The organism is Ferrovibrio xuzhouensis, from assembly GCF_042648965.1.
In the GTDB taxonomy this organism is placed as follows: domain Bacteria; phylum Pseudomonadota; class Alphaproteobacteria; order Ferrovibrionales; family Ferrovibrionaceae; genus Ferrovibrio; species Ferrovibrio xuzhouensis.
The window spans coordinates 98,859-119,262 of the sequence record NZ_JBHRYJ010000005.1; the positions used below are offsets into that span (position 1 = coordinate 98,859).

Annotated in this window: 16 protein-coding genes and 1 tRNA gene; 8 read left to right on the forward strand and 9 right to left on the reverse strand. The window is 68.4% G+C overall.

The features are described from left to right. The first annotated feature begins 25 nt into the window (after window positions 1-25). Window positions 26-1,510, forward strand: coding sequence for a M23 family metallopeptidase (locus ACFOOQ_RS19160; protein WP_379729258.1), 1,485 nt, complete (start codon window positions 26-28; stop codon window positions 1,508-1,510). Next, window positions 1,467-2,012: a bactofilin family protein gene (locus tag ACFOOQ_RS19165; protein WP_379729259.1), complete on the forward strand. Its 546-nt coding sequence runs from the start codon at window positions 1,467-1,469 to the stop codon at window positions 2,010-2,012. The genes ACFOOQ_RS19160 and ACFOOQ_RS19165 overlap by 44 nt, the downstream gene beginning before the upstream one ends. Before the next feature lie 56 nt (window positions 2,013-2,068). Here the strand turns inward: ACFOOQ_RS19165 and ACFOOQ_RS19170 are convergent, their stop codons facing one another. From ACFOOQ_RS19170 to ACFOOQ_RS19185, 4 genes are all read right to left on the reverse strand, one after another. After that, window positions 2,069-2,764 (reverse strand): esterase/lipase family protein, encoded by a 696-nt coding sequence (locus ACFOOQ_RS19170; protein WP_379729260.1) that lies wholly within the window; start codon window positions 2,762-2,764, stop codon window positions 2,069-2,071. Window positions 2,765-2,951: 187 nt separating this feature from the next. Beyond that, a protein-coding gene (gene prfB, locus ACFOOQ_RS19175; protein ID WP_379729262.1) for a peptide chain release factor 2 occupies window positions 2,952-4,071 on the reverse strand; the annotation gives its coding sequence in 2 pieces (ribosomal slippage) (window positions 2,952-4,001 and window positions 4,003-4,071; 1,119 coding nt in all). 90 nt (window positions 4,072-4,161) lie between these two features. Beyond that, window positions 4,162-4,926, reverse strand: a complete 765-nt coding sequence (locus tag ACFOOQ_RS19180; RefSeq protein ID WP_379729263.1) for a DsbA family protein — start codon at window positions 4,924-4,926, stop codon at window positions 4,162-4,164. A gap of 126 nt (window positions 4,927-5,052) precedes the next feature. Further along, a complete protein-coding gene (locus tag ACFOOQ_RS19185) occupies window positions 5,053-6,360 on the reverse strand; it encodes a M48 family metalloprotease (RefSeq protein ID WP_379729264.1) in 1,308 nt (435 codons plus the stop codon). Window positions 6,361-6,547: 187 nt separating this feature from the next. Between ACFOOQ_RS19185 and ACFOOQ_RS19190 the strand changes: the two genes are divergently transcribed. The 3 genes from ACFOOQ_RS19190 (at window position 6,548) to ACFOOQ_RS19200 (ending at window position 9,594) form a co-directional block, all read left to right on the forward strand. Beyond that, the gene (locus ACFOOQ_RS19190) at window positions 6,548-8,011 is read left to right on the forward strand and encodes a gamma-glutamyltransferase (RefSeq protein ID WP_379729266.1); all 1,464 of its coding nucleotides are present in this window, start codon (window positions 6,548-6,550) and stop codon (window positions 8,009-8,011) included. Window positions 8,012-8,028: 17 nt separating this feature from the next. Next, the gene (locus ACFOOQ_RS19195) at window positions 8,029-9,198 is read left to right on the forward strand and encodes a pyridoxal phosphate-dependent aminotransferase (protein ID WP_379729267.1); all 1,170 of its coding nucleotides are present in this window, start codon (window positions 8,029-8,031) and stop codon (window positions 9,196-9,198) included. A gap of 108 nt (window positions 9,199-9,306) precedes the next feature. After that, window positions 9,307-9,594: a GIY-YIG nuclease family protein gene (locus tag ACFOOQ_RS19200; protein WP_379729268.1), complete on the forward strand. Its 288-nt coding sequence runs from the start codon at window positions 9,307-9,309 to the stop codon at window positions 9,592-9,594. A gap of 204 nt (window positions 9,595-9,798) precedes the next feature. Here the strand turns inward: ACFOOQ_RS19200 and ACFOOQ_RS19205 are convergent, their stop codons facing one another. Together ACFOOQ_RS19205 and ACFOOQ_RS19210 are read right to left on the reverse strand one after the other, a co-directional pair. After that, on the reverse strand, window positions 9,799-10,263 hold the full coding sequence (locus tag ACFOOQ_RS19205) for a GNAT family N-acetyltransferase (RefSeq protein WP_379729269.1): 465 nt from the start codon (window positions 10,261-10,263) through the stop codon (window positions 9,799-9,801). Next, window positions 10,251-13,403 (reverse strand): Rne/Rng family ribonuclease, encoded by a 3,153-nt coding sequence (locus ACFOOQ_RS19210; protein WP_379729270.1) that lies wholly within the window; start codon window positions 13,401-13,403, stop codon window positions 10,251-10,253. The genes ACFOOQ_RS19205 and ACFOOQ_RS19210 overlap by 13 nt, the downstream gene beginning before the upstream one ends. Window positions 13,404-13,858: 455 nt before the next feature. Here ACFOOQ_RS19210 and ACFOOQ_RS19215 point away from each other — a divergent pair, with 455 nt between their 5' ends. The 3 genes from ACFOOQ_RS19215 to ACFOOQ_RS19225 all read left to right on the forward strand — a co-directional run bounded on the left by ACFOOQ_RS19215 (window position 13,859) and on the right by ACFOOQ_RS19225 (window position 17,922). Beyond that, window positions 13,859-15,112 carry an N-acetylmuramoyl-L-alanine amidase family protein gene (locus ACFOOQ_RS19215; RefSeq protein ID WP_379729271.1) on the forward strand — a complete coding sequence of 418 codons (1,254 nt, stop codon included), beginning with the start codon at window positions 13,859-13,861 and terminating at the stop codon, window positions 15,110-15,112. Between the two features lie 175 nt (window positions 15,113-15,287). Continuing rightward, window positions 15,288-17,732 carry a penicillin-binding protein 1A gene (locus ACFOOQ_RS19220; RefSeq protein ID WP_379729272.1) on the forward strand — a complete coding sequence of 815 codons (2,445 nt, stop codon included), beginning with the start codon at window positions 15,288-15,290 and terminating at the stop codon, window positions 17,730-17,732. A 115-nt stretch (window positions 17,733-17,847) separates the two neighbouring features. Beyond that, window positions 17,848-17,922 (forward strand) — tRNA-Val (locus ACFOOQ_RS19225). 73 nt (window positions 17,923-17,995) lie between these two features. Here the strand turns inward: ACFOOQ_RS19225 and ACFOOQ_RS19230 are convergent. Genes ACFOOQ_RS19230 through ACFOOQ_RS19240 form a run of 3 tightly spaced genes read right to left on the reverse strand, consistent with a single transcriptional unit; the run spans window position 17,996 to window position 20,394 of the window. Next, window positions 17,996-18,913, reverse strand: a complete 918-nt coding sequence (locus ACFOOQ_RS19230; RefSeq protein WP_379729273.1) for an aminotransferase class IV — start codon at window positions 18,911-18,913, stop codon at window positions 17,996-17,998. A gap of 20 nt (window positions 18,914-18,933) precedes the next feature. Beyond that, on the reverse strand, window positions 18,934-19,722 hold the full coding sequence (locus tag ACFOOQ_RS19235; protein WP_379729274.1) for an amino acid ABC transporter ATP-binding protein: 789 nt from the start codon (window positions 19,720-19,722) through the stop codon (window positions 18,934-18,936). A gap of 6 nt (window positions 19,723-19,728) precedes the next feature. Further along, window positions 19,729-20,394: an amino acid ABC transporter permease gene (locus tag ACFOOQ_RS19240; RefSeq protein WP_379729275.1), complete on the reverse strand. Its 666-nt coding sequence runs from the start codon at window positions 20,392-20,394 to the stop codon at window positions 19,729-19,731. Window positions 20,395-20,404 lie beyond the last annotated feature (10 nt).

A 20,404-nucleotide genomic window follows, 5' to 3' on the forward strand; every position in this document is an offset into this window, starting at 1 on the left:
ACGCGCGAGACGGCAATGGCGGGAGTTGCGCGACCGCCTGTTTCCCGAGCGGCAGATCATCTTCCGCAGCCGGGGCGATGTCCGCTATATCGCGTTGTCGACCCGCAGCCAGCTGCTGATGGCGACGACCGTGGTGGCCTTCGCCGGCTGGGTCGGCTACGCATCGGTGAACGTCTTCTACCGCGACAGCCTGCTGGACGCGCGGGACCGCCGCATCGCCGAACTCAGCCTCGCCTATGACCGCCTGTCGGCGGATTTCGACCACAGCCAGGAGAATTTCGTCGTCGCCTCGCGCGACCTCGAAGAGCGCTATCGTCGCCTCTACGACATGACGATGAAGCAGCGCGCCCCCGGCCTGCCCGGCAGCGCCGGCAGCCCCGGCAGCAATGTGCAGACCGGCGCCCTGCCCGCCGCGCCGGCCAACAAGGCGCCCGACACGAGCAAGCTGGCTGAAACCGCCGACAAGGCGCCCGAGGCCAAAGTCGCAGATGCCAAACCCGCCAAGGGCAAGGCCGCCGCCGCGCCGGCTGCCGATCCGGCACCGGCCGTCAAGGATGCTGCCGCCAATGCCGGCACCAAGCTCGCCTCGATCGTGCCGGTGGCGCCGCTGCATGCCGGCGACGATCATGACAGCGCCGACGATGCCGCCGCAGGCGAAGACCTCGAGGCGATGCAGCGCGAGGCGAAGAGCCGCCCGCCGGTTCCCGCGGTGAAGCCCGGCGATCTCGAAACCCGCATCCTCGCCGTGCGCGGCCGCCAGCGCGAACTGCTCGACGACCTGTCGCAGCGCACCGAGAAAAGCGTCGCCCAGATGGAGAAGGCGCTGAAGCTGACCGGCCTCGATGTCGGCGGCATGCTGGCGCGTGCCGCCGAGGCCCGCGCCGATGTCGGCATCGGCGGCCCGCTCAAGGCGCTCGGCTTTGCCGGCGACAGCAAGACCGGCGGCGATGCCGCCAAGACCGGCGTCGCCGTCGCGTCGCTCGGCAGCACCGACGGGATCGACCAGGACATGAACAGCCTGGAAGGCAAGCTCGGCCGCTGGGGCGAACTGATGATCCTGGCCCAGCGCCTGCCGCTCGCCGTGCCGATGGCCGGCGACCCGGAAGTCTCCAGCACCTACGGCCGCCGGCTCGATCCGTTTACCAAGCAATGGGCATTTCACGCAGGCATTGATTTCATCGGCCCGCTGCGCTCGCCGATCCTGTCGACCGCGCCCGGCGTCGTTGTATTCGCCGGCCGCAAAGGCCCGTACGGCCGCACCGTCGAAATCGACCATGGCCTCGGCATCAAAACGCGCTATGCTCACATGAGTTCGATCACCGTGCAGACCGGCGACACCGTTCCCTACGGGCGCCAGGTGGGGACCATGGGTTCCACCGGCCGCAGTACCGGCCAGCATCTGCATTATGAAATCCTGCTCGACGACGAGCAGATCGATCCCGCCAAATTCATCGAGGCCGGCTACCATGTTTTCAAGCAGCAAGAAGAGCAATCCAGCGCCCGCCGCTAAGCAGAACCCGCCGTCGATCCTCAGCGCAGGGCTGACGGTCAATGGCGATCTGGTCAGCGAAGGCGAAATGCAGATCGACTGCGTCGTCAACGGCGACGTCACTGCGGTGCGGCTTGCCGTCGGCGAGAATGCCCGCGTGGTCGGCGAGGTGATGGCCGACCAGGTGCTGATCCGCGGCGAAGTGGTCGGCCGCATCCGCGCCAAGTCGGTCGAGCTCGACAAGACCGCCCGGGTGCGCGGCGACATCTGGCACGAGCTGCTGTCGATCGCCGCCGGTGCCAAGGTCGAGGGTCACTGCAAGCAGACCGAGAACCCGCGCGAGCTGCCGACCAAGCTGAGCGTCATCGACGGCGCCGAGGCGCGCAAGGACGAGGCCGCCGACAAGGACGCCAAGCTCGCCGGCAAGCCCGCCGTGAAGGGCAGCAGCAGCAGCGCAGGCAACACTACCGGCGCCGACATGCCGATGCCGGCGATGGCGCGCACCGCCGCGGTGACCAGCTAGGCGCAACCGATCATTCCCGGAAAAAGGCGGCCCCTTCGGCCGCCTTTTTTGTGGGTTCAGAACCGCCCGTCGCGCAGGAAACGCAGCACGGCGGCAATCACGCGGCGGTCGCCGGGCAGCAGGCTGTGGGCGGCATCCACCGCGATGCCGTCGGCGGCGCCGGCCAGCATGGCGGAATCGCGCTCCACCGTGCCGTCACCGGCCTCCCCCGCCCCATGCGCAAGATTGACCCAGGCGCTCGGGTTGAACGGATGGAAACGGCGGGTGCCGACGATCACCCCGGTCTCGGGCGCCGGCAGCGGCGGCAGGGTGTTCAGCCAGGCGGCATCGCGGCCAAGCTCGGCCGTCGGCCGGCCGAACCAGCCGGCGACCGGCCGGGTCAGCGGCCGGGCCAGCAGGCGGTCGACGACTTTCGCGCCGCGATTGGGCACCCCGATCAGCACGACACGGCCAAGGACACGGCCGGGCTCGAAATGCGGCGGCGGCCCGGCCAGCGCGGCGCGGATCAGCAGGCCGCCGAGCGAATGACCGACCAGATGAGTCCGGCCGCCTTCCGCCAGTGGCGGCAGCCCGGCAAGAAAGTCGCGCACCTGCGCGGTCAGCGTGGCGATATCGTGCCGCCGGCTGGGGTAGCCGTGATTGACGACGGCATAGCCGGCGCCCGCAAGCGCGCGGGCCAGCCCGGCCATGCTGCGCGGCGTGCGCGCCAGGCCATGCAGCAGGATCACGCGGTCGGGGGGTGTCTTGTCCATAGCCCTATTGTCATGCCCGGACTTGATCCGGGCATCCACGCTTTTTTGAAGCCATAAACGTGGATGGCCGGGTCAGGCCCGGCCATGACGAAATTATCTTGTCTTAACGCTACGCCACCCCGTCACGCCGGGGTCCCGTTAAAACCGGGGTCCCCGTTTGCGCGGGAACGACGTTCCAGACAGCGGCTTACGCCGCCTCGTCGCCGCCGGCGCCGACCTTGGCGGCAAGCTGGGCGGCCATGAACGGGTCGAGATCGCCGTCGAGCACCCCTTGCGTGTCGCTGGTCTCGAGTTCGGTGCGCAGGTCCTTCACCATCTGGTAGGGATGCAGCACGTAGGAGCGGATCTGGTGGCCCCAGCCGATGTCGCTCTTGCTGTCGAAGGCGGCCTGCTTGGCGGCTTCGCGCTTCTGCAGTTCCTGCTCGTAGAGCCGCGCCTTCAGCATCTTCATCGCCTCGTCGCGGTTGCGATGCTGGCTCTTGTTGGTCTGGCAGGCCACGACAATACCCGACGGCATATGGGTGATACGCACCGCCGAATCCGTCTTGTTGACGTGCTGGCCGCCCGCACCCGAGGCGCGGTAGGTATCGACGCGCAGGTCCTTGTCGAGCACCTCGATCTCGATGGTGTCGTCGACCACCGGATAGGCGCCCACGGAAGCGAAGCTGGTATGCCGGCGTGCGTTGGAATCGTAGGGCGAGATGCGCACCAGCCGGTGCACGCCGCTCTCGTTCTTCAGCCAGCCATAGGCATTGGGGCCGGAGACCTTGATGGTGGCCGACTTGATGCCGGCCTCCTCGCCGTCGCTCTCTTCCTGGAATTCGACCTTGTAGCCATGGGCTTCCGCCCAGCGCACATACATGCGCAGCAGCATCGAGGCCCAGTCCTGGCTTTCGGTGCCGCCGGCGCCGGCATGCACCTCGAGGAAGGCGTCATTGGCATCGGCCTCGCCCGACAGCAGGCTTTCCAGCCGCGCCTTGGCGACCTCGTCGCGCAGGCCGGCGATGGCGGCTTCCGCCTCGTCGACCACACCCTGGTCGCCCTCGGCCTCGCCGAGTTCGATCAGGTCGATGTTGTCCTGCAGGCCGGATTCCAGCCGGCGCTGGGTGCCGACGGCACGGTCGAGCCGGTTGCGCTCGCGCAGCATGGCCTGGGCGTCGGCGGGATTGTTCCAGAGGGCGGAATCCTCCGCCCGGGCATTCAGTTCTTCGAGCTTCTTGACCGCGCTATCCCAGTCAAAGAGACCTCCTCAGCAGTCCAAGCGACTGCTGGATTTCGTCGGCCATCGCCCTGATTTCGGCGCGCATGTCGGTTCCTGAAAAAGCGGGTGAATCCGGGCCGGACCATACGGATTCCCGGCCCCGCCGTCAAATCACCGGAATGGCGGAAAACGGCGGTCAGCTCCGCGCCGCCTTCACCATCTGGCGCAGGCTGTCGAGCGAGACCGCGCCGGGCGCCAGTTCGGTGCCGATCACGAAGGCCGGCGTGCCCTGGATGCCGAGCCTGTCGGCCAGTGCCAGGTTGTCGCGCAGCACCGCCTCGACCTTGGGCGTCTGCATGTCGGTCTTCAGCTTCGCCACATCGAGTCCGGCCTCGCCGGCCATGCGGAAGATCTCGGTATCCGACAGCTGGCCGCGGAAGGCCATCATGGCGTCATGGAAGGCCATGTACTTGCTGCCCTTGCCCTGCTGCAGCGCGGCCACCGCGGCGCGCGAGGCGATCACGCTTTCCGGGCCCAGCACCGGCAGTTCCTTGAGTACCAGCCGCAGCTTGCCGTCTTCCTTCAGCAGGGCCTGGATATGCGGCTGCATCTGCTTGCAGTAGGGGCAGCGGTAATCGAAGAACTCGACGATGGTGACATCGCCCTTCGGGTTGCCGGCCACGTAGGAGGCGGCATCCTCGAACAGGTCCTTGTGGCTGGCGGCAATCGCCGCCCGTGACGCCGCGGCGGCGCCGGCCTGCTGCTTGGCATCCAGCGCATGCATGGCCTCGACCAGCACTTCCGGATTCTTCACCAGATAGTCGCGGATCATCGCCTCGATGGCGGTCTTCTGCGCCGGCGTGAAGCTTGTCTGCTGCGCCGCGGCGGGACGGGCCGCCAGCAGCGCCAGGCTCAGCGCAAGCACCGCAACGGCGGCGGACAGGAAACGGAACGGGGGCATGCAGAATCCTCGGTTAGCAGGGGCACTATGCCGGCCGCGGGCCGGCCGCGGCAAGCCACAAGGCTGTGAAGAGAAGCGGGGGCTGTGAAGGGAAACGGGGCTGTGAAGGGAACCGGGAAAACCGCCTTACCGGCGCTGCTGCCGGCGCTGGTCCTTGGCGAAAACGATGATGTCCTGGGCGCGCAGCCAGCCGGGCGTGCCCTCTTTCATCAAATGGGCGGCACGGTCGGCCTGGCCCTGGGCATCGCGCAGGTCGCCCTGCACCAGAAACCGTTCGGCCGAGGCCAATGAGGCCATGCCGATGTCGCCGCTGCGGCCATAGGCAACGGCAAGCTGCTGCCAGGCGCTGCCATTGTCGGGTTCGGCCAGGGTCACCTTCTTGAGGATGCCGATGGCTTCGGGCAGCCGGCTGGTGTCTTCCAGGGCGACCAGCCGGCTGGCGAGGCCATAGGCGATCAGCGGCTCGTTCGGCGCCAGCCGGTAGGCCTCGGTGATCGGCGGGATCGATTCGGCGACCTTGCCGATATTCAGCAGGATGTCGGCCTTCAGCTCGTGGAAATACGGATCGTTCGGATAATCGTGGATCAGCGAATCCGTGTCCTTGATCGCCCGGTCGAAGTCCAGCCCCCGGAAATAGGCGAAGGCCCGCGCATAGCGGCCATACAGGCTGGTATCGGTCTCCGGATATTTGCGCAAGGTCGCCGGCAGGCCGTCGAGATAGCCGATCAGCTTGGCCTGCATGCGCTTGAACCGCTCGATGTTCTCCGGGCTGTCCTTGGCATCCTTGTAGGGCGAGCGCTGCAGGCGCGATTCCAGGGCTGCGACACGATCCGGGGTCAGCGGATGGGTGCGCATATACGGGTCCTGGCGGCCGACCAGCAGCTGTTCCTGCTGGCCGATGATCTTGAGGAATTCGATCAGGCCGCTGGCCGACTGGTGGCTCTCCTCGAGGTAGGTGGCGCCGGCCTGGTCGGCGGCGGCCTCCTGCCCGCGGGTGTAAGCAAGAAAGCTGCGTTCGGCGATCTGCTGGCCGCCCAGCACGGCAGCGGCGGCGGCATCGCCGGAGCCGGCCACGGCGGCGGCGGCGCCGAACAGCGCCGACAGGATCAGCGCGGTGGTGGCATTCTCGACCTCCTGCCCCATGCGGAGCAGGTGGCCGCCGGCGATATGGCCGATTTCATGGGCCAGCACGCCGATGATCTGGGCCGGCCGTTCGGCCCGGATCAGCAGGCCGGTATTGATGAAAATCCGCTGGCCGCCGGCCACGAAGGCGTTCAGCACACTGTCATTGACCAGATGGACCGAGATGGCGCTGTTATCGAGTCCGGCGGCCGCGAAGAGTGGCGCGGCATAGACCCGGATGGTATTTTCGATCTCGGCGTCCCGCACCAGCTGGGGGCCGCGCCCCTGGGCTCGGGCAGCGTCCGGCATCATGCCGGAGGCCGCCATCAGGACCGCGCAACACATCACCACGGCCCGGCGGACTCCCATCGACCGGTGAGACACGAAAGAACGGCGCATGGCGGACCAGCGAACGGTCATGGTGGAGCATTGTCCCGACAGGCTGGCCCCGTTGCGCCAGCCTCATTTAGGTAAGGGCCGTAAACTCATGCGTCAATGCGTGCTGCTCGCCGTGACGGCGATAATCCTGGTAAACTGCTCCGGATCCGACAAAACCGCGACCGTCGGCCAGCTCGATTACCTGCAGGGTTTCATTGGCGGCGTCGCCGCCGACGAGCCGCGCGCCGCCCTGGTGGCCCGGGACATCCTGTCGGCCGGCGGTTCGGCCGCCGATGCGGTGGCCGCTGCGGCGCTGACCTATGCCGTCACCTATCCGGGCGGCGGTGGCCTTGGCGGCGGCGGCGTCTGCGTGGTCGGCACGCCGAACAAGCGCCAGGCCGAAACCATCGAATTCCCGGCACTGGCACCGCAGGGCGGCGGCCCGATCGCCATTCCCGGCATGGTACGCGGCCTCGGCCTGCTGCAGAGCCGTTACGGCAAGCTGCGCTGGGAATCCGTCGTCGTGCCCGCCGAACAGATCGCCCGCTTCGGCGAAGGCGCCAGCCGCGCCTTCCTCCGCTCGGTCACCGACAGCGATCCGGCGCTGGCACAGGACCCGGCGCTGGCCGAAATCCTCGGCGGTCCCGGCGGCAGCCTGCCGGCCGAAGGCACCCGGCGCAGCCAGCCGAAACTCGCCACCGTGCTGGCCCGCCTGCGCAGTGCCGGCTCGGCCGATTTCTACCAGGGCAACCTGGCGCAGACCCTGCTCGGCGACATGGATCGTGCCGGCGGCAAGGTCACCGGCGCCGAGCTGCGCGCCTATGCGGTCACCATCGGCAAGCCGATCCAGCTTGCCTTCGAGAACAGCGTCACGCTGTTCACCTCGAGCAATCCGCAGGGCGGCGCCATCGCCGCCTGGCTGGCCGAGCAGGGCTATGACGATGGCGGACTGCTGAATTCGTCGCGCTTCGACCAGCGGAAATTCGCCGACAATATCGGCCAGGCCTATCGCGGCCTCGCCACCAGCGCGCCGCTGCACGGCAACGGATCGAGCAGCATTGCCGTCATCGACCGCACCGGCCAGGCCGTCGCCTGCGCCTTCACCATGGACCGGCCGTTCGGCGCCCGCCTGGTCGGCCGCGAAACCGGCCTGCTGTTCGCCGCACCGCCCGGCGGTGCCGACGACGAGAGCCCCTACCTCACCGCCATGGTCGGCATCAACACCAAGATCGGCCAGGGCTACATCGCCGGCGCCGCGACCGGCGGCGCACCGGCGGCGGCCGCGCTGGCCCAGACCGTGCTGCAGACCACGCTCGCCAAGCAGCAGAAGGACCCGGCGCCACAGGCGATCCGCCAGCCGCGCCTGTTCCATGCCGGGCCGCAGGCGCCGGTGCTGGCCGAGCCGGGTGCGCCGGCCGACGCGCTGGCCGCCCTGCGCCAGCGCGGCCTGCAGGTCACCGACACGACGGCGCTTGGCCGCGTCAACATCGCCTATTGCGGCGAGGGCCTGCCGCGCAGTCCGCAGAGCTGCAGCTTCGCCGCCGATCCGCGCGGCTACGGCCTGTCGCTCGGCCGGCAGTTCTGAGCCGGGAGCCGCCCGTCATGTCGATCGCCAGGCCTGCAGTGCCGCCGCAGCCGTCGCGACGCGGCGCCATCGATCCCTTCTATGTGATGGAGGTGATGAAGGCCGCCGCCGCGCGCGCGGCCGCTGGCGGCGATGTCATCCACATGGAGGTCGGCCAGCCGTCGACGCCGGCCCCGCAGGCGGCCATCAAAGCCGCCGTCGCCGCCGCCCAGCGCGAGCCGCTCGGCTATACGCTGGCGCTCGGCATTCCCGAACTGCGCGCCGCCATCGCCCGGCACTATCGCGATTACTACGGCCTTGACGTGCCGATGGAGCGCATCGTGGTGACCACCGGCTCGTCGGCCGGTTTTCAACTGGCCTTTCTGTCCGCTTTCGATGCCGGCGACATGGTGGCGCTGGGCGAGCCGGCCTATCCGGCCTATCGCAACATCCTGAAGGCGCTCGATCTGGTGCCCGCCATGATCGTTACCGAACTGGAGACGCGCTTCCAGCCGACGCCGGCGCAGATCGCCGCCCAGGCGCCGCAGGCCCGCGGCGTGCTGGTGGCCAGTCCGGCCAACCCGACCGGCACCATGCTGGGCGAGCCCGAGATGCGGGCGCTGGTCGACGATTGCGCCGCCCATGGCCGCTGGCTGATCGTCGACGAGATCTATCACGGCATCACCTATGGCGGCCGCGCCCAGTCGGTGCTGGCGCTGACCGACCAGGCCATCGTGATCAACAGCTTCTCGAAATACTTTTCGATGACCGGCTGGCGGCTCGGCTGGATGGTGGTGCCCGAGGCCCTGCTGCGGCCGATCGAATGCCTGACGCAGAATTTCTATATCTCGGCGCCGGGCATCAGCCAGGTCGCCGGCGTCGCCGCGCTGTCCGCCTATGACGAGCTGGAAGCCAATGTCGCGCGCTATGCGAAGAACCGCGAGATCCTGCTGAACGACCTGCCGCAGGCGGGCTTCGACCGGCTGGCGCCGGCCGACGGCGCCTTCTATCTCTATGCCGACATCAGCCGCTTCACCAACGATGCCGCGGCCTTCTGCCAGCGCATGCTGGCCGAGACCGGCATCGCGGCCACGCCGGGCTTCGACTTCGACCGCGGCCGCGGCCATTACTTCATGCGTTTTTCCTTCGCCGGCGCCACCGACCGCATGATCGAGGCGGCAAAACGCCTGAAGGCGTGGGGGAAATAAAGAGGAATAGCCCCGGCTCTCCGCTACGTTCTGAGGGGCGCCGCTTTAATAAGAACATTCCGTCACCCCGGGCTTGCCCCGGGGTCCCATTTCCAGAATCATCCCCGCATGGCGGGCGGCTGGATTTATATCGTCACGGACAAGCCATACGGCACGCTCTACACGGGCGTCACATCGGACATACAACGGCGTGCATGGGAACACCGTGAAGCGGTCGCAGACGGCTTCACAAAACGCCATGGCCTCAAACGGCTGGTGTATATCGAAGCCCACGACACCATCCAGGACGCCATCCTCAGGGAGAAGCGCGTGAAGCGCTGGCGAAGAGCCTGGAAGATTGAGCTGATCCAGTCGGTCAATCCGACATGGGCCGACCTGTATGATACCCTGGCATAACAAACGGGGTCCCGGCTCAAGGCCGGGACGACGAACAGGACGCGCTACAGCGTCCCATAGGGCTTGTCGGTGACGATATAGACCCAACCACCTGCCATACCGGATGGTCAGGATAAACGGGACCCCGGGGCAAGCCCGGGGTGACGATCTACAGGTCAGGGTAACGATCTACACGGGGTGATGATCTATAGATCAGGGGACGCCCTACAGCGTCTTCGCCATGTGGACGTAGGCGCCGTCGCCGTTCTGCCTGGTGCCGGTCTCGACATAGCCCATATGGGCGTAGAGCGCGCGGTTCTCGGTGAATTCGGCGTTGGTGTAGAGCCGTACCTCGCCCAAGGTGCGGCTGTGCGCCTGCTCCTCGGCGAAATCGATCAGCCGGCGGCCGAGCCCGGTGCCCTGCTGGGTCGGGTCGACGGCGACGCTCCAGATCAGCAGGTGGTCGGCCGCCTGGTGCAGCACCAGCGCCGCAGCCAGCACATCCTCGTCGCCATCGACGACCCAGACCTCGTAGGCATCGAGCAGGGCGGCCGCGTCTTCTGCCATCGGCTCCGGTTCGGTGCCGATGCGCGGGACATACTTTACATAAGCCCGCTTCTGCAGAGCGCCCAGCCGGGCCACGTCATCCGGCGTGGCCCGGCGGATCGCCGGCTCGTTCAGCGTCTCCACCAGCCCTTTTTCGGCGCCGCAGGTTCGGCGTCCGCTTTCTCTTTGGTGCCATCGGTGCTGACCACCACGGTCTCGAAGACCGGGCCCTCGAAGATGGGGCCGCTGGAAACCGGCGCGACAGGCGCAGGCTGCGGCGGCGTAGCGGCCGGTGCCGATGCGGGAGCCGGTGCGGGAGTCGCAGCCGCCGGCGGTGGCGCAGGCGCCACCTCGGGCAGCACGACATCGTCGGTGGTCACCGGCGGCGTCGGCATGACATGGACCGGGACATCGGCAGCGACGGGGATTTCCCGCGGCTGCGGCTTCGGCTGCGGCTTCGGGGCCGGCCGCACATCCTCTTCGTCATCGAATTCAAAGCTCGGGACACCATCCAGCATGGCGCCGATCGCGGCCGGCGTCATCGCCGGGGCGATGCGGCGCGGCTGGCTGACGGCTTCGTCCTGCGGGGCGGTGTCGCCGGCAGTGCCGGCGTCGTCACCCTCGCCACCGCGACGGCGGCGGCGGCCACCACGGCGGCCGCGGCGGCGGCGGCGACCGTCATCGCCGACCTCGCCATCGCCGGTCTCGGCCTGGGTCTCCGTCTCGCCGGTCTCACCTGCCTCGTCATCACCGGCGTCATCGCCGGCGGCATCCTCGCTGGCGGTTTCGCTGTCGCCCGGTTCGTCGCTGCCGGGCTCATCACCGGCAGCGCCCTCCGCGCCAACCTCGCCGGCACGGCCGCCACGGCGACGGCGGCGGCGACGACGACGCTTGCGGCCGTCCTCGCCCTGCTCGTCGCCCTCGCCGGCAACAGCCTCGTCGGCCTCGCCTTCGGCGACATCCGCAACGGCAGCCGGTTCCTCATCGGTCTCGGCATAGGCGGTTTCCTGGGTGATCGGCCTCTGGCCGTCACCGCGCACCGCGAGTTCCGGCCGGCTGACCTCGCCGGGCTGGCGGGTGCGGGTCCGCTCGATGCGGTAATCCGGCGGCACCAGGCTGGCATCGGCCGCCACGATCACCTTCATCACATAGCGGCGCTCGATGTCGCTGAGCCGCTCGCGCTTGTGGTTGAGCAGATAGATCGCCACCTCGGCCGAAACCGCCACGGTGATCTCGCCGGAGCGGTCGCGGATGCCCTCTTCCTCGATGGCACGCAGCACCTGCAGCGCGGTGGACTCGATCGAGCGGACATAGCCACGGCCCTGGCAATGCGGGCAGGGCATGGTCGAGCTTTCGATCAGGCTGGGGCGCAGACGCTGGCGCGACATTTCCAGCAGGCCGAAGGCCGAGATGCGGCCGACCTGGATGCGCGCGCGGTCGTTGCGCAGGCATTCCTTCAGCTTCTGCTCGACCTTGCGGATATTGCGGTTCTCCTCCATGTCGATGAAGTCGATCACCACAAGGCCGGCGAGGTCGCGCAGGCGCAGCTGGCGGGCGACCTCTTCGGCCGCCTCCAGGTTGGTCTTGTATGCGGTTTCCTCGATGTTGTGCTCGCGGGTCGATTTGCCCGAGTTCACGTCGATGGAGACCAGCGCTTCGGTCGGATTGATGACGATATAGCCGCCGGACTTGAGCTGCACGGTCGGCGAAAACATGCTGTCGAGCTGCTGTTCGACCTGGTAGCGATGGAACAGCGGGATCTTGTCCTGATACAGCGTCACGCGATCGGCATGCGTCGGCATCAGCATCTGCATGAAGTCGTGCGCGAACTTGTAGCCCTGCTCGCCCTCGACCGTCACTTCGTCGATCTGGTCGGAATAGAGATCGCGGATCGACCGCTTGATCAGCCCGGCCTCTTCGTAGATCAGCGCCGGCGCCGAGGATTCCAGCGTCATCTCGCGGATGCTGTCCCAGCTGCGCAGCAGGAATTCGAAGTCGCGCTTGATCTCCGGCTTCGAGCGTTCCATGCCGGCGGTGCGCACGATGACGCCCATGCCTTCCGGAATGTCGAGCTCGCTGGTGATCGCCTTCAGCCGCTTGCGGTCGGCCTGCGACTGGATCTTGCGGCTGATGCCGCCGCCGCGCGCCGTGTTCGGCATCAGCACGCAGTAGCGGCCGGCCAGCGACAGATAGGTGGTCAGCGCCGCGCCCTTGTTGCCGCGCTCTTCCTTGACGACCTGCACCAGCATGATCTGCCGGCGCTTGATGACTTCCTGGATCTTGTAGCGGCGGAACACGTTGGTGCGTCGACGGCGGCTGTCGTCGCCGCTGCCGCCCGCACTGCTGCTGCTGCCGCTACTGCTGCCGTTGCCGCCACGACCGCCGGTGCGGCCACGCCGGCCGTTGCCGCGACGGTTGCCGCGGCGGTTGCCACGGCCGTTCCCGCCGGTGCTCTCCTCGCCAGCCCCGCCTTCACCGGTCCCGGCCTCGGCCGCAGCCTCGTCGCCGTGCTCGTCATCATTCTCGTCGTCGGCGTCGTCATCCTCGCCGTCATCGTCTTCCGCAGCGGCGCCGTCTTCGGCGGTCTCGCCGTAGGCGGCGTCTTCCGGCTCGGCCTCGGCCGTAACGGTCGGCACGGCATCCGCCGCAGCCGCCGGCACGTTCCAGTAGGCCGGGGCGGGCGACACGGCATCATCGGCCGCCGGGCCGGCGGCCACGGCCGGCTCGTCGTGATGCTCGTCATGATTCTGATCGTGGTCGTGGTCGTGGTCGTCGTCATGATCGTGATCATCGTGATCATCGTGATCGTCGTGATCATCGTGATCGTCGTGGTCATCGGCGCCGTCGGCGGTGATTTCCTCGACGCTGTCGAAGTCGCCCTCGACGGTTTCGATGCCGCCGGTATCGGCCTCGCCGTCGGCGTCATTCCCGCCGGCAGCGGCGCGCGCCTCGGCGGCATCGAGCTCGGCCTCTTCCTCGGCGGCGGCGAGCGCCTCCTCCGCGGCCTGTTCGGCGAGCAGGCGCTGCCGGTCGGCGATCGGGATCTGGTAATAGTCGGGATGGATTTCGCTGAAGGCGAGGAAACCGTGACGGTTCCCGCCGTATTCGACGAAAGCGGCCTGCAGCGAGGGTTCGACGCGGGTGACCCGTGCCAGATAGATATTCCCCTTGAGGACCTGTTTGGTGGAGGTCTCGTAGTCAAATTCTTCGAGACGGGTTCCTTTGACGACAACCACCCGGGTTTCTTCCAGGTGGGTGGCGTCGATCAGCATACGCATGCCCATGCGGCATAATTCCTGCGGCGCGGCGCCGCCCGCGCGAATAACAAACGGCGGCGCGCCTGGGTTCTCGAAGCCGGCATCGGGCGGACCGGCCCGCCTGACAGTCCCAGAACGATGTCTGATCCCGCAGGCGGTAATGATCCGCAAGGCGAATGGGGGGCTCGCTTTATCCGGCCGGGAAAGTTTCCGGCCCGAGCGCGCACCGCGCCACCTGCCAACCGCGCCACCACCGCCTGTAGAAAAGACGGCGGACGCTTCGAAGGTTCACTCCAAATCCGTGGTGTCTTGAGCGCGGCGACCGAGGCCCCCTGCCCCAGGCCGCCTCCTTCAGGGCTGGCTACTGGATGATGCAGAAGGCTCACCGCCGACGCGCCGATCCCCGTATCGCGACCGTGGAAACCCTTGCGGGATAAAACCCTGGCAGGACGGCGGGATCTGACTCGGATATTCGCGCCGGCATGGTACGCTGCCATGGGGCTGACCCACAAGGTCTTTCTCGTCACAGGGCGCGCGGATTCGGTCCGGCCGGGGGTTTTCCGATTAACAAGCTGTTTTTATTTGTATTTTCGCTGTTTTTCCTGTCCGGGGCCGCCAGCGCCGCGGCGCTGCGCGTTACCGGGCTGCAGCTTGGCCTGAATGCCGGCCTGACCCGGCTGGTGGTGGAAGCCGACGGCCCGCTCAACGGCAGCCTGAGCGCCGCCGCGGACGGGCTCGGCCTGGTGCTGACCCTCAGCCAGGCCCGCTGGGACGCCGCAGTGCCGAGCAGCCGCGCCGCCGGCCTGGTGGCGGGCCTCGGCCTGCCGGTGGACAGCGCCGGCCAGGTCAGCCTCGGCATCGACCTGGTGGAACCCGCGGTGGTGGAGCGTGCCTTCCGCCTGCCGCCGCAAGGCACAGTCGGCGACCGGCTGGTGATCGACCTGCGCCCGGCCGATCCGCAGGCCTGGCAGGCCGCCTTCGCCGCGCCGGTGTCCCTGCCGCTGGCCGGCTCGGCCGACATCCTGCCGCCACCGCCGGTATCGCCCGGCCGGCTGCGGCTGGTGGTGCTCGACCCCGGCCATGGCGGCCAGGACCCGGGCGCCATCTCGGCCGCGGGCCGCTACGAGAAGGATGTCACCCTGGCCATCGCGCGCGCCGTCGCCACCCGGCTGCGCCAGACCCATCGCTACCGCGTGCTGATGACCCGCGAGGCCGACCGTTTCATCCGGCTCGGCGACCGCGTCGCGCTGGCCCGCCGCCACGAGGCCGACCTGTTCCTGTCGATCCATGCCGACAGCCTGGCCGCCGACCGCGCCACCCGCGGCGCCAGCGTCTATGTGCGCGCCGACGATGCCAGCGACACCGATGCCGAAGCGCTGGCGCTGCGCGAGAACCGTGCCGACCAGCTGGCCGAAGGCGCGCCGGCCAGGGACGTCAACGAGGTGGTCGCCATCCTGCTGGATCTTGCCTCGCGCGATACCGGCCGGCTGTCGAGCCGCTTTGCCGGGCTGCTGACCGCCAGCCTCGGCCACCGCCTGACGCTCCGCCACAACGCGCTGCGCGCCGCCAATTTCAAGGTGCTGTCGGCGCCCGACATTCCCTCGGCGCTGCTGGAGCTCGGCTACCTGTCCAACCCGGCCGACGAGGCCCTGCTGTTCTCCGATGCCGGCCGCGCCGAACTGGCCGAAGGGGTGGTCGCGGCCATCGACCGGTTCTTCGGGGTCGACGACCGGTAAACCGCCGGAAACCGCGCCGGGCACCGCCCTATTCGCGCCACATTAATGCCGCATCTGAGGGCCACATGCCGCTGTACAGGCGGCCCGGCCGGGAGTACCAGTTGCGCCCGCCGAGACCACCGCTCGGGGAACACACCAGTCCGGGGAACACCAGTCCGGAGAAGCCGGTACCGTCATGCGTCTGCTGCGTCATTTCATTTTTCTGGTCGTCCTGGCCATCATCGCCTGCCTCGGCGCCGCCATCGCCGGCCTCGGCGGCCTGTGGTATTTCGGCCGCAACCTGCCCGACTACCAGCAGCTTGCCGATTACGAACCGCCGGTGACCACCCGGGTGCATGCCGGCGACGGCCGCCTGATCGCCGAATTCGCCCGCGAGCGCCGGCTGTTCGTGCCGGTCGACGCGATCCCCAAGCTGGTCGAGCACGCCTTCATCTCGGCCGAGGACAAGAATTTCTACGAGCACGCCGGCATCGACCCGGTCGGCATCGCCCGCGCCGTCGTGCAGAACCTCGGCAACATCGCCCAGGGCCGCCGGCCGGTCGGCGCGTCCACCATCACCCAGCAGGTGGCGAAGAACTTCCTGCTCGGCAACGAGGTCTCGCTCGGCCGCAAGGCCCGCGAGGCGATCCTCGCCTTCCGCATCGAGCGCGCCTTCTCCAAGGACAAGATCCTCGAACTGTATCTCAACGAGATCTATCTCGGCAGCGGTGCCTATGGCGTGGCGTCGGCCGCGCTGACCTACTTCAACAAGTCGCTCTACGACCTCAACGTCGCGGAAGCCGCCTATCTCGCCGCGCTGCCCAAGGCGCCGAGCAACTATAACCCCGTGCGCCACCACGACCGCGCCAAGGCGCGCCGCGACTGGGTGATCGAACGCATGCTGGAAGACGGCGTGATCACCCAGGACCAGGCCAAGGAGGCGCTGGCCACCCCGCTGACGGTGGTGGCCCGTCCGGAATCCGACGTCGCGCGCGCCGACTGGTTCGCCGAAGAGGTGCGCCGCGAGCTGGCGCAGAAATACGGCGAGAAGCGGCTCTACGAGGGCGGCCTCAGCGTGCGCACCACCATGGACCCGCGCCTGCAGGCGATCGGCGAGAAAGCCCTGCGCGATGGCCTCGAGGCCTATGACCGCCGCGCCGGCGGCTGGCGCGGCCCGCTCAACCATATCTCCGTCGATGTCGGCTGGCCCGGCCGGCTGAGCGAGCTGGGCAGCATCCCCGGCGTGCTGCCGCCGTGGCAGCCGGCCGTCGTGCTCGGCGTCACCGACGATGCCGCCGAAATCGGCTTCGCCGACGGCAGCCAGGGCAAGCTGCCCTATGCCGGCCTGCGCTGGGCCCGCAAGAAGCTCGGCACCGACAGCTTCGGGCCGCTGCCGAAAAAGCCGGCCGAGGTGGTCAAGGTGGGCGACGTGATCGCGGTCGAGCCGCTGGGGCCCACGCCGAAGGACGGCTACGGCCTGCGCCAGGTGCCCGACGTCGGCGGCGCGCTGGTCGCCATGGACCCGCATACCGGCCGCGTGCTGGCGCTGGTCGGCGGCTTCGACTACCGCGTCAGCCAGTTCGACCGCGCCATCCAGGCGCAGCGCCAGCCCGGCTCGGCCTTCAAGCCCTTCGTCTATGCCGCAGCGCTGGACAACGGTTTCACGCCGTCGAGCCTGATCCTCGATGCGCCCTTCGTGATGGACCAGGGCCCCGGCCTGCCGCTGTGGAAGCCGGGCAACTACACCAAGCAGTTCTACGGCCCGTCGACCTTGCGCATCGGCATCGAGAAGTCGCGCAACCTGATGACGGTGCGCCTCGCCCAGGCGGTCGGCATGGAGAAGGTGGCGGATTACGCCAAGCGCTTCGGCGTGGTCGAGGACCTGCCGCAGGTCCTGTCGATGGCACTCGGCGCCGGCGAGACCACCCTGCTGAAGATGACCACCGCCTATTCGGAATTCGTCAACGGCGGCCGCAAGATCACGCCGACCCTGATCGACCGCATCCAGGACCGCCAGGGCCATACCATCTATCGCCACGACAACCGGCCCTGCCCCGGCTGCACCGCGCCATGGGACGGCCAGAGCACGCCGGCCCTGCCCGACATGCGGCCCGAGGTGATCGATCCCGTCACCGCCTACCAGATCGTCTCGATCCTCGAAGGCGTCGTGCAGCGCGGCACCGGCGTGCGCATCCGCGAGCTCGGCATCCCGCTCGCCGGCAAGACCGGCACCACCAACGACAGCAACGACGCCTGGTTCATCGGCTTCAGCCCCGACCTCGCGGTCGGCGTCTTCACCGGCTACGACACGCCGAAAAGCCTCGGCAAGCACGAACAGGGCGCCTCCATCGCGGTGCCGATCTTCAAGGAATTCATGGGCACCGCACTGAAGGGCAAGCCGGCGATCCAGTTCCGCGTGCCGCCGGGCGTACGGCTGGTGCGCGTCGACGCCAGCACCGGCGAACTGCCGCCGCCGGGCGACCGCAATGTCATCCTCGAAGCCTTCCGCCCCGGCACCGAACCGCAGCCCGGCGAGCATGGCAGCGTGCTCGACGGCTCGATGGACGAGCACGAGGGGATCAGCGGCGCCGGCGACAGCGCCGGGGCCGGCGCCATTTCCGGCACCGGCGGGCTGTACTAGGCGGGCTGCTAACCGCCTGATCCGGCAGGCCTAAGGAGACGGCTTGACACTCCCCGGCAGCGTCTTTATACGCTGCCCATCCAGACGGTGCCGGCCTTTGCGCACCGTCCCGGTCGGGCGGTTAGCTCAGCGGTAGAGCACAGCATTCACATTGCTGGGGTCACTGGTTCAATCCCAGTACCGCCCACCATTTTCTCCCTCGGAAAAATGCACGACGTCCGGGACTGCCGATGCAGCAGCCCCGATGCCGCCCCCTGCCCGCGTCAGCGACGCAGGGCTTCCGCCAGATACAGCTCCGATGCCGCCTGGGTCAGCGGACCGGGCGTGCCGTCGCCGATCACGCGGCCGTCGATGCGGGTCACCGGCGTCACCCCGCCCAGCGTGCCGGTCACAAAAGCCTCGTCGGCGGCATAGACCTGGGCCAGCGTGAAGTCGCATTCGCGCGCCACCCAGCCGGCGGCGCGCCAGGCGTCGAGCACGGTCTGCTGGGTGATGCCGCGGAAATTCCAGCCGCCGGTCGAGGTCCACAGCTCGCCGCGACGGACGATGAAGAAGTTGGTCGAGTTGCAGCTCGCCACAAAGCCGCGCGGGTCCAGCATCAGTGCCTCGTCGGCGCCGGCATTGATCGCCTGGATCAGCGCCTGGATCAGGTTGAGCCGGCTGTGCGAATTGAGCCGCAGGTCGAAGACGTCCGGGCCGCTGGTGCGGAAGGTCGAGGTGAACAGCGACAGGCCGCGCGCCCGCAGTTCCGGCCGCGGCGTCTTGTATTCGGCGACGATCACCACCGTGGCGTCGCCGATGACGAAGCGCGGGTCCTGGTTCGGCGTCTTCTTCACGCCGCGGGTGACCATCAGGCGAGCATGGGCGCCGTCCTGCATGTCGTTGCGCTTCAGGGTTTCCAGCAGGGCGGCGCGGATGCCGTCGCGCCCCAGCCCGATGTTGAGCGCGATCGAGCCGGCGCCCTCGAACAGCCGGTCGAGATGCGCCTCCAGGCTGATCAGCCTGCCGTTGACGAGGCGCAGGCCTTCCCAGACGCCGTCGCCCAGCGCGAAGCCGCTGTCGAAGACCGAGACGCGGGCCTCGTCACGGCGGAAGTAGTCGCCGTTGACGTAGACCAGCACGTCGGCGTTGCGGGGATCGTCCATGTAGGACTGGGCACTTTGGGTGGCGGATTGGGTCATGGTTGCGAGTCCGGACAGGGTTAAAGGCTGAATTCCCGGTGGCGGGCGAGAAAGGCCTGCGTGCGCTCACGGCGCGGGTGCTTGAGCACCTCGTCAGGCGTACCGGCCTCATGGATCACGCCATCCGCGACGAACAGCACGCGGGTGGCGACGTGATACGCAAAGCCGATTTCGTGGGTAACGAGCAGCATGGTCCTGCCCTCGTCGGCCAGTGACCGGATGACGCCGAGCACCTCGCCGACCAGTTCGGGGTCGAGCGCCGAGGTCGGTTCGTCGAACAGCAGCAGCTCGGGGTCCATGGCGAGCGCGCGGGCAATGGCGACGCGCTGCTTCTGGCCGCCGGACAGCCGCGCCGGATACTGGTCCGCCTTGTCGGCGAGGCCGACGCGGGCGAGTTCGGTCATGGCGCGTTCGCGCGCGGCAGCAGCATCGACGCCGCGCACGGTGCGGAGCGCCTCCATGACGTTGCCGACGGCGGTCATATGCGGAAACAGGTTGAACTGCTGGAACACCATGCCGACGCGCTGGCGCACCCGGGTCAGCTCGCGTTCGGCATAGACCCGTTCGATGCTGCCGTCGCGGCGTTGGCGCTCGCTGCCGATCGCCCGGCCGGCCAGCGTGACGGTGCCGGCACTGGGGGTTTCCATGAAGTTCAGGCAGCGCAGCAGGGTGCTCTTGCCGGAGCCCGACGCGCCGAGGATGGCAATGCGCTCGCCCGGCGCGACGTCGAGGTCGATGCCGCGCAGCACCTCGAAGCTGCCGAATTTCTTGTGCAGTCCGCTCACGCGCAGCAGGGGTTCGGTCATCATCGGGCCTCAGTCGCCGCGGGACAGGATGCGTTCGAGCCGATAGGTCGCGCGCACCAGCGGATAGAGAAACAGGAAGAACACCACGGCAATGACGCTGTAGGTCTCAATCGGGTTGTAATTCAGCGAGGCGATCAGCTTGCCCTGCTGCAGCAGTTCGACATAGGCGACCACCGAGGCCAGCGTCGACATCTTGAAGATCTCGATGCCGCGGTTGGTCAGCGCCGGCAGCACGCGGCGGATCGCCTGCGGCAGGATGATGCGCCGCATCACCTGCAGCGGGCTCATGCCGAGCGCGCGGGCGGCTTCCCACTGGCCGGGCTCGATCGACTGGATGCCGGCGCGGTAGATTTCCGCCGAGAAGGCCGCCGAGTTGAGCGAGATGCCGAGCGTCGCCGCCAGCAGCGGGCTGATCTCGAAGGGCAGCAGGATCGGCAGCGCGAAATAGAACCACAGGATCTGCACCAGCACCGGCGTGTTGCGGAAGAACTCGACGAAGGCGGTGGCCGGCCAGTTCAGCAGGCGGCGCCGGGAATAGCGGCCCAATCCGACCACCAGCCCGAGGCTGAGGCCGAGCAGCAGGCAGATGACGAAAATCCGCAGGGTGCCGACCGCGCCGACCAGCAGGGCGTCGGCATTCTCGAAGACCGGTGCGAAATTCCAGTGATAGCCCATGGCCCTGCCC

What these genes read in the sequence shown, in the direction of transcription:
- ACFOOQ_RS19165 (WP_379729259.1), top strand. Translation starts at nt 1,467, where the DNA reads ATGTTTTCAAGCAGCAAGAAGAGCAATCCAGCGCCCGCCGCTAAGCAG.
- ACFOOQ_RS19170 (WP_379729260.1), bottom strand. Translation starts at nt 2,764, where the DNA reads ATGGACAAGACACCCCCCGACCGCGTGATCCTGCTGCATGGCCTGGCG.
- ACFOOQ_RS19180 (WP_379729263.1), bottom strand. Translation starts at nt 4,926, where the DNA reads ATGCCCCCGTTCCGTTTCCTGTCCGCCGCCGTTGCGGTGCTTGCGCTG.
- ACFOOQ_RS19185 (WP_379729264.1), bottom strand. Translation starts at nt 6,360, where the DNA reads ATGATGCCGGACGCTGCCCGAGCCCAGGGGCGCGGCCCCCAGCTGGTG.
- ACFOOQ_RS19195 (WP_379729267.1), top strand. Translation starts at nt 8,029, where the DNA reads ATGTCGATCGCCAGGCCTGCAGTGCCGCCGCAGCCGTCGCGACGCGGC.
- ACFOOQ_RS19200 (WP_379729268.1), top strand. Translation starts at nt 9,307, where the DNA reads ATGGCGGGCGGCTGGATTTATATCGTCACGGACAAGCCATACGGCACG.
- ACFOOQ_RS19210 (WP_379729270.1), bottom strand. Translation starts at nt 13,403, where the DNA reads ATGGGCATGCGTATGCTGATCGACGCCACCCACCTGGAAGAAACCCGG.
- ACFOOQ_RS19215 (WP_379729271.1), top strand. Translation starts at nt 13,859, where the DNA reads ATGGTACGCTGCCATGGGGCTGACCCACAAGGTCTTTCTCGTCACAGG.
- ACFOOQ_RS19220 (WP_379729272.1), top strand. Translation starts at nt 15,288, where the DNA reads ATGCGTCTGCTGCGTCATTTCATTTTTCTGGTCGTCCTGGCCATCATC.
- ACFOOQ_RS19230 (WP_379729273.1), bottom strand. Translation starts at nt 18,913, where the DNA reads ATGACCCAATCCGCCACCCAAAGTGCCCAGTCCTACATGGACGATCCC.
- ACFOOQ_RS19235 (WP_379729274.1), bottom strand. Translation starts at nt 19,722, where the DNA reads ATGATGACCGAACCCCTGCTGCGCGTGAGCGGACTGCACAAGAAATTC.
- ACFOOQ_RS19240 (WP_379729275.1), bottom strand. Translation starts at nt 20,394, where the DNA reads ATGGGCTATCACTGGAATTTCGCACCGGTCTTCGAGAATGCCGACGCC.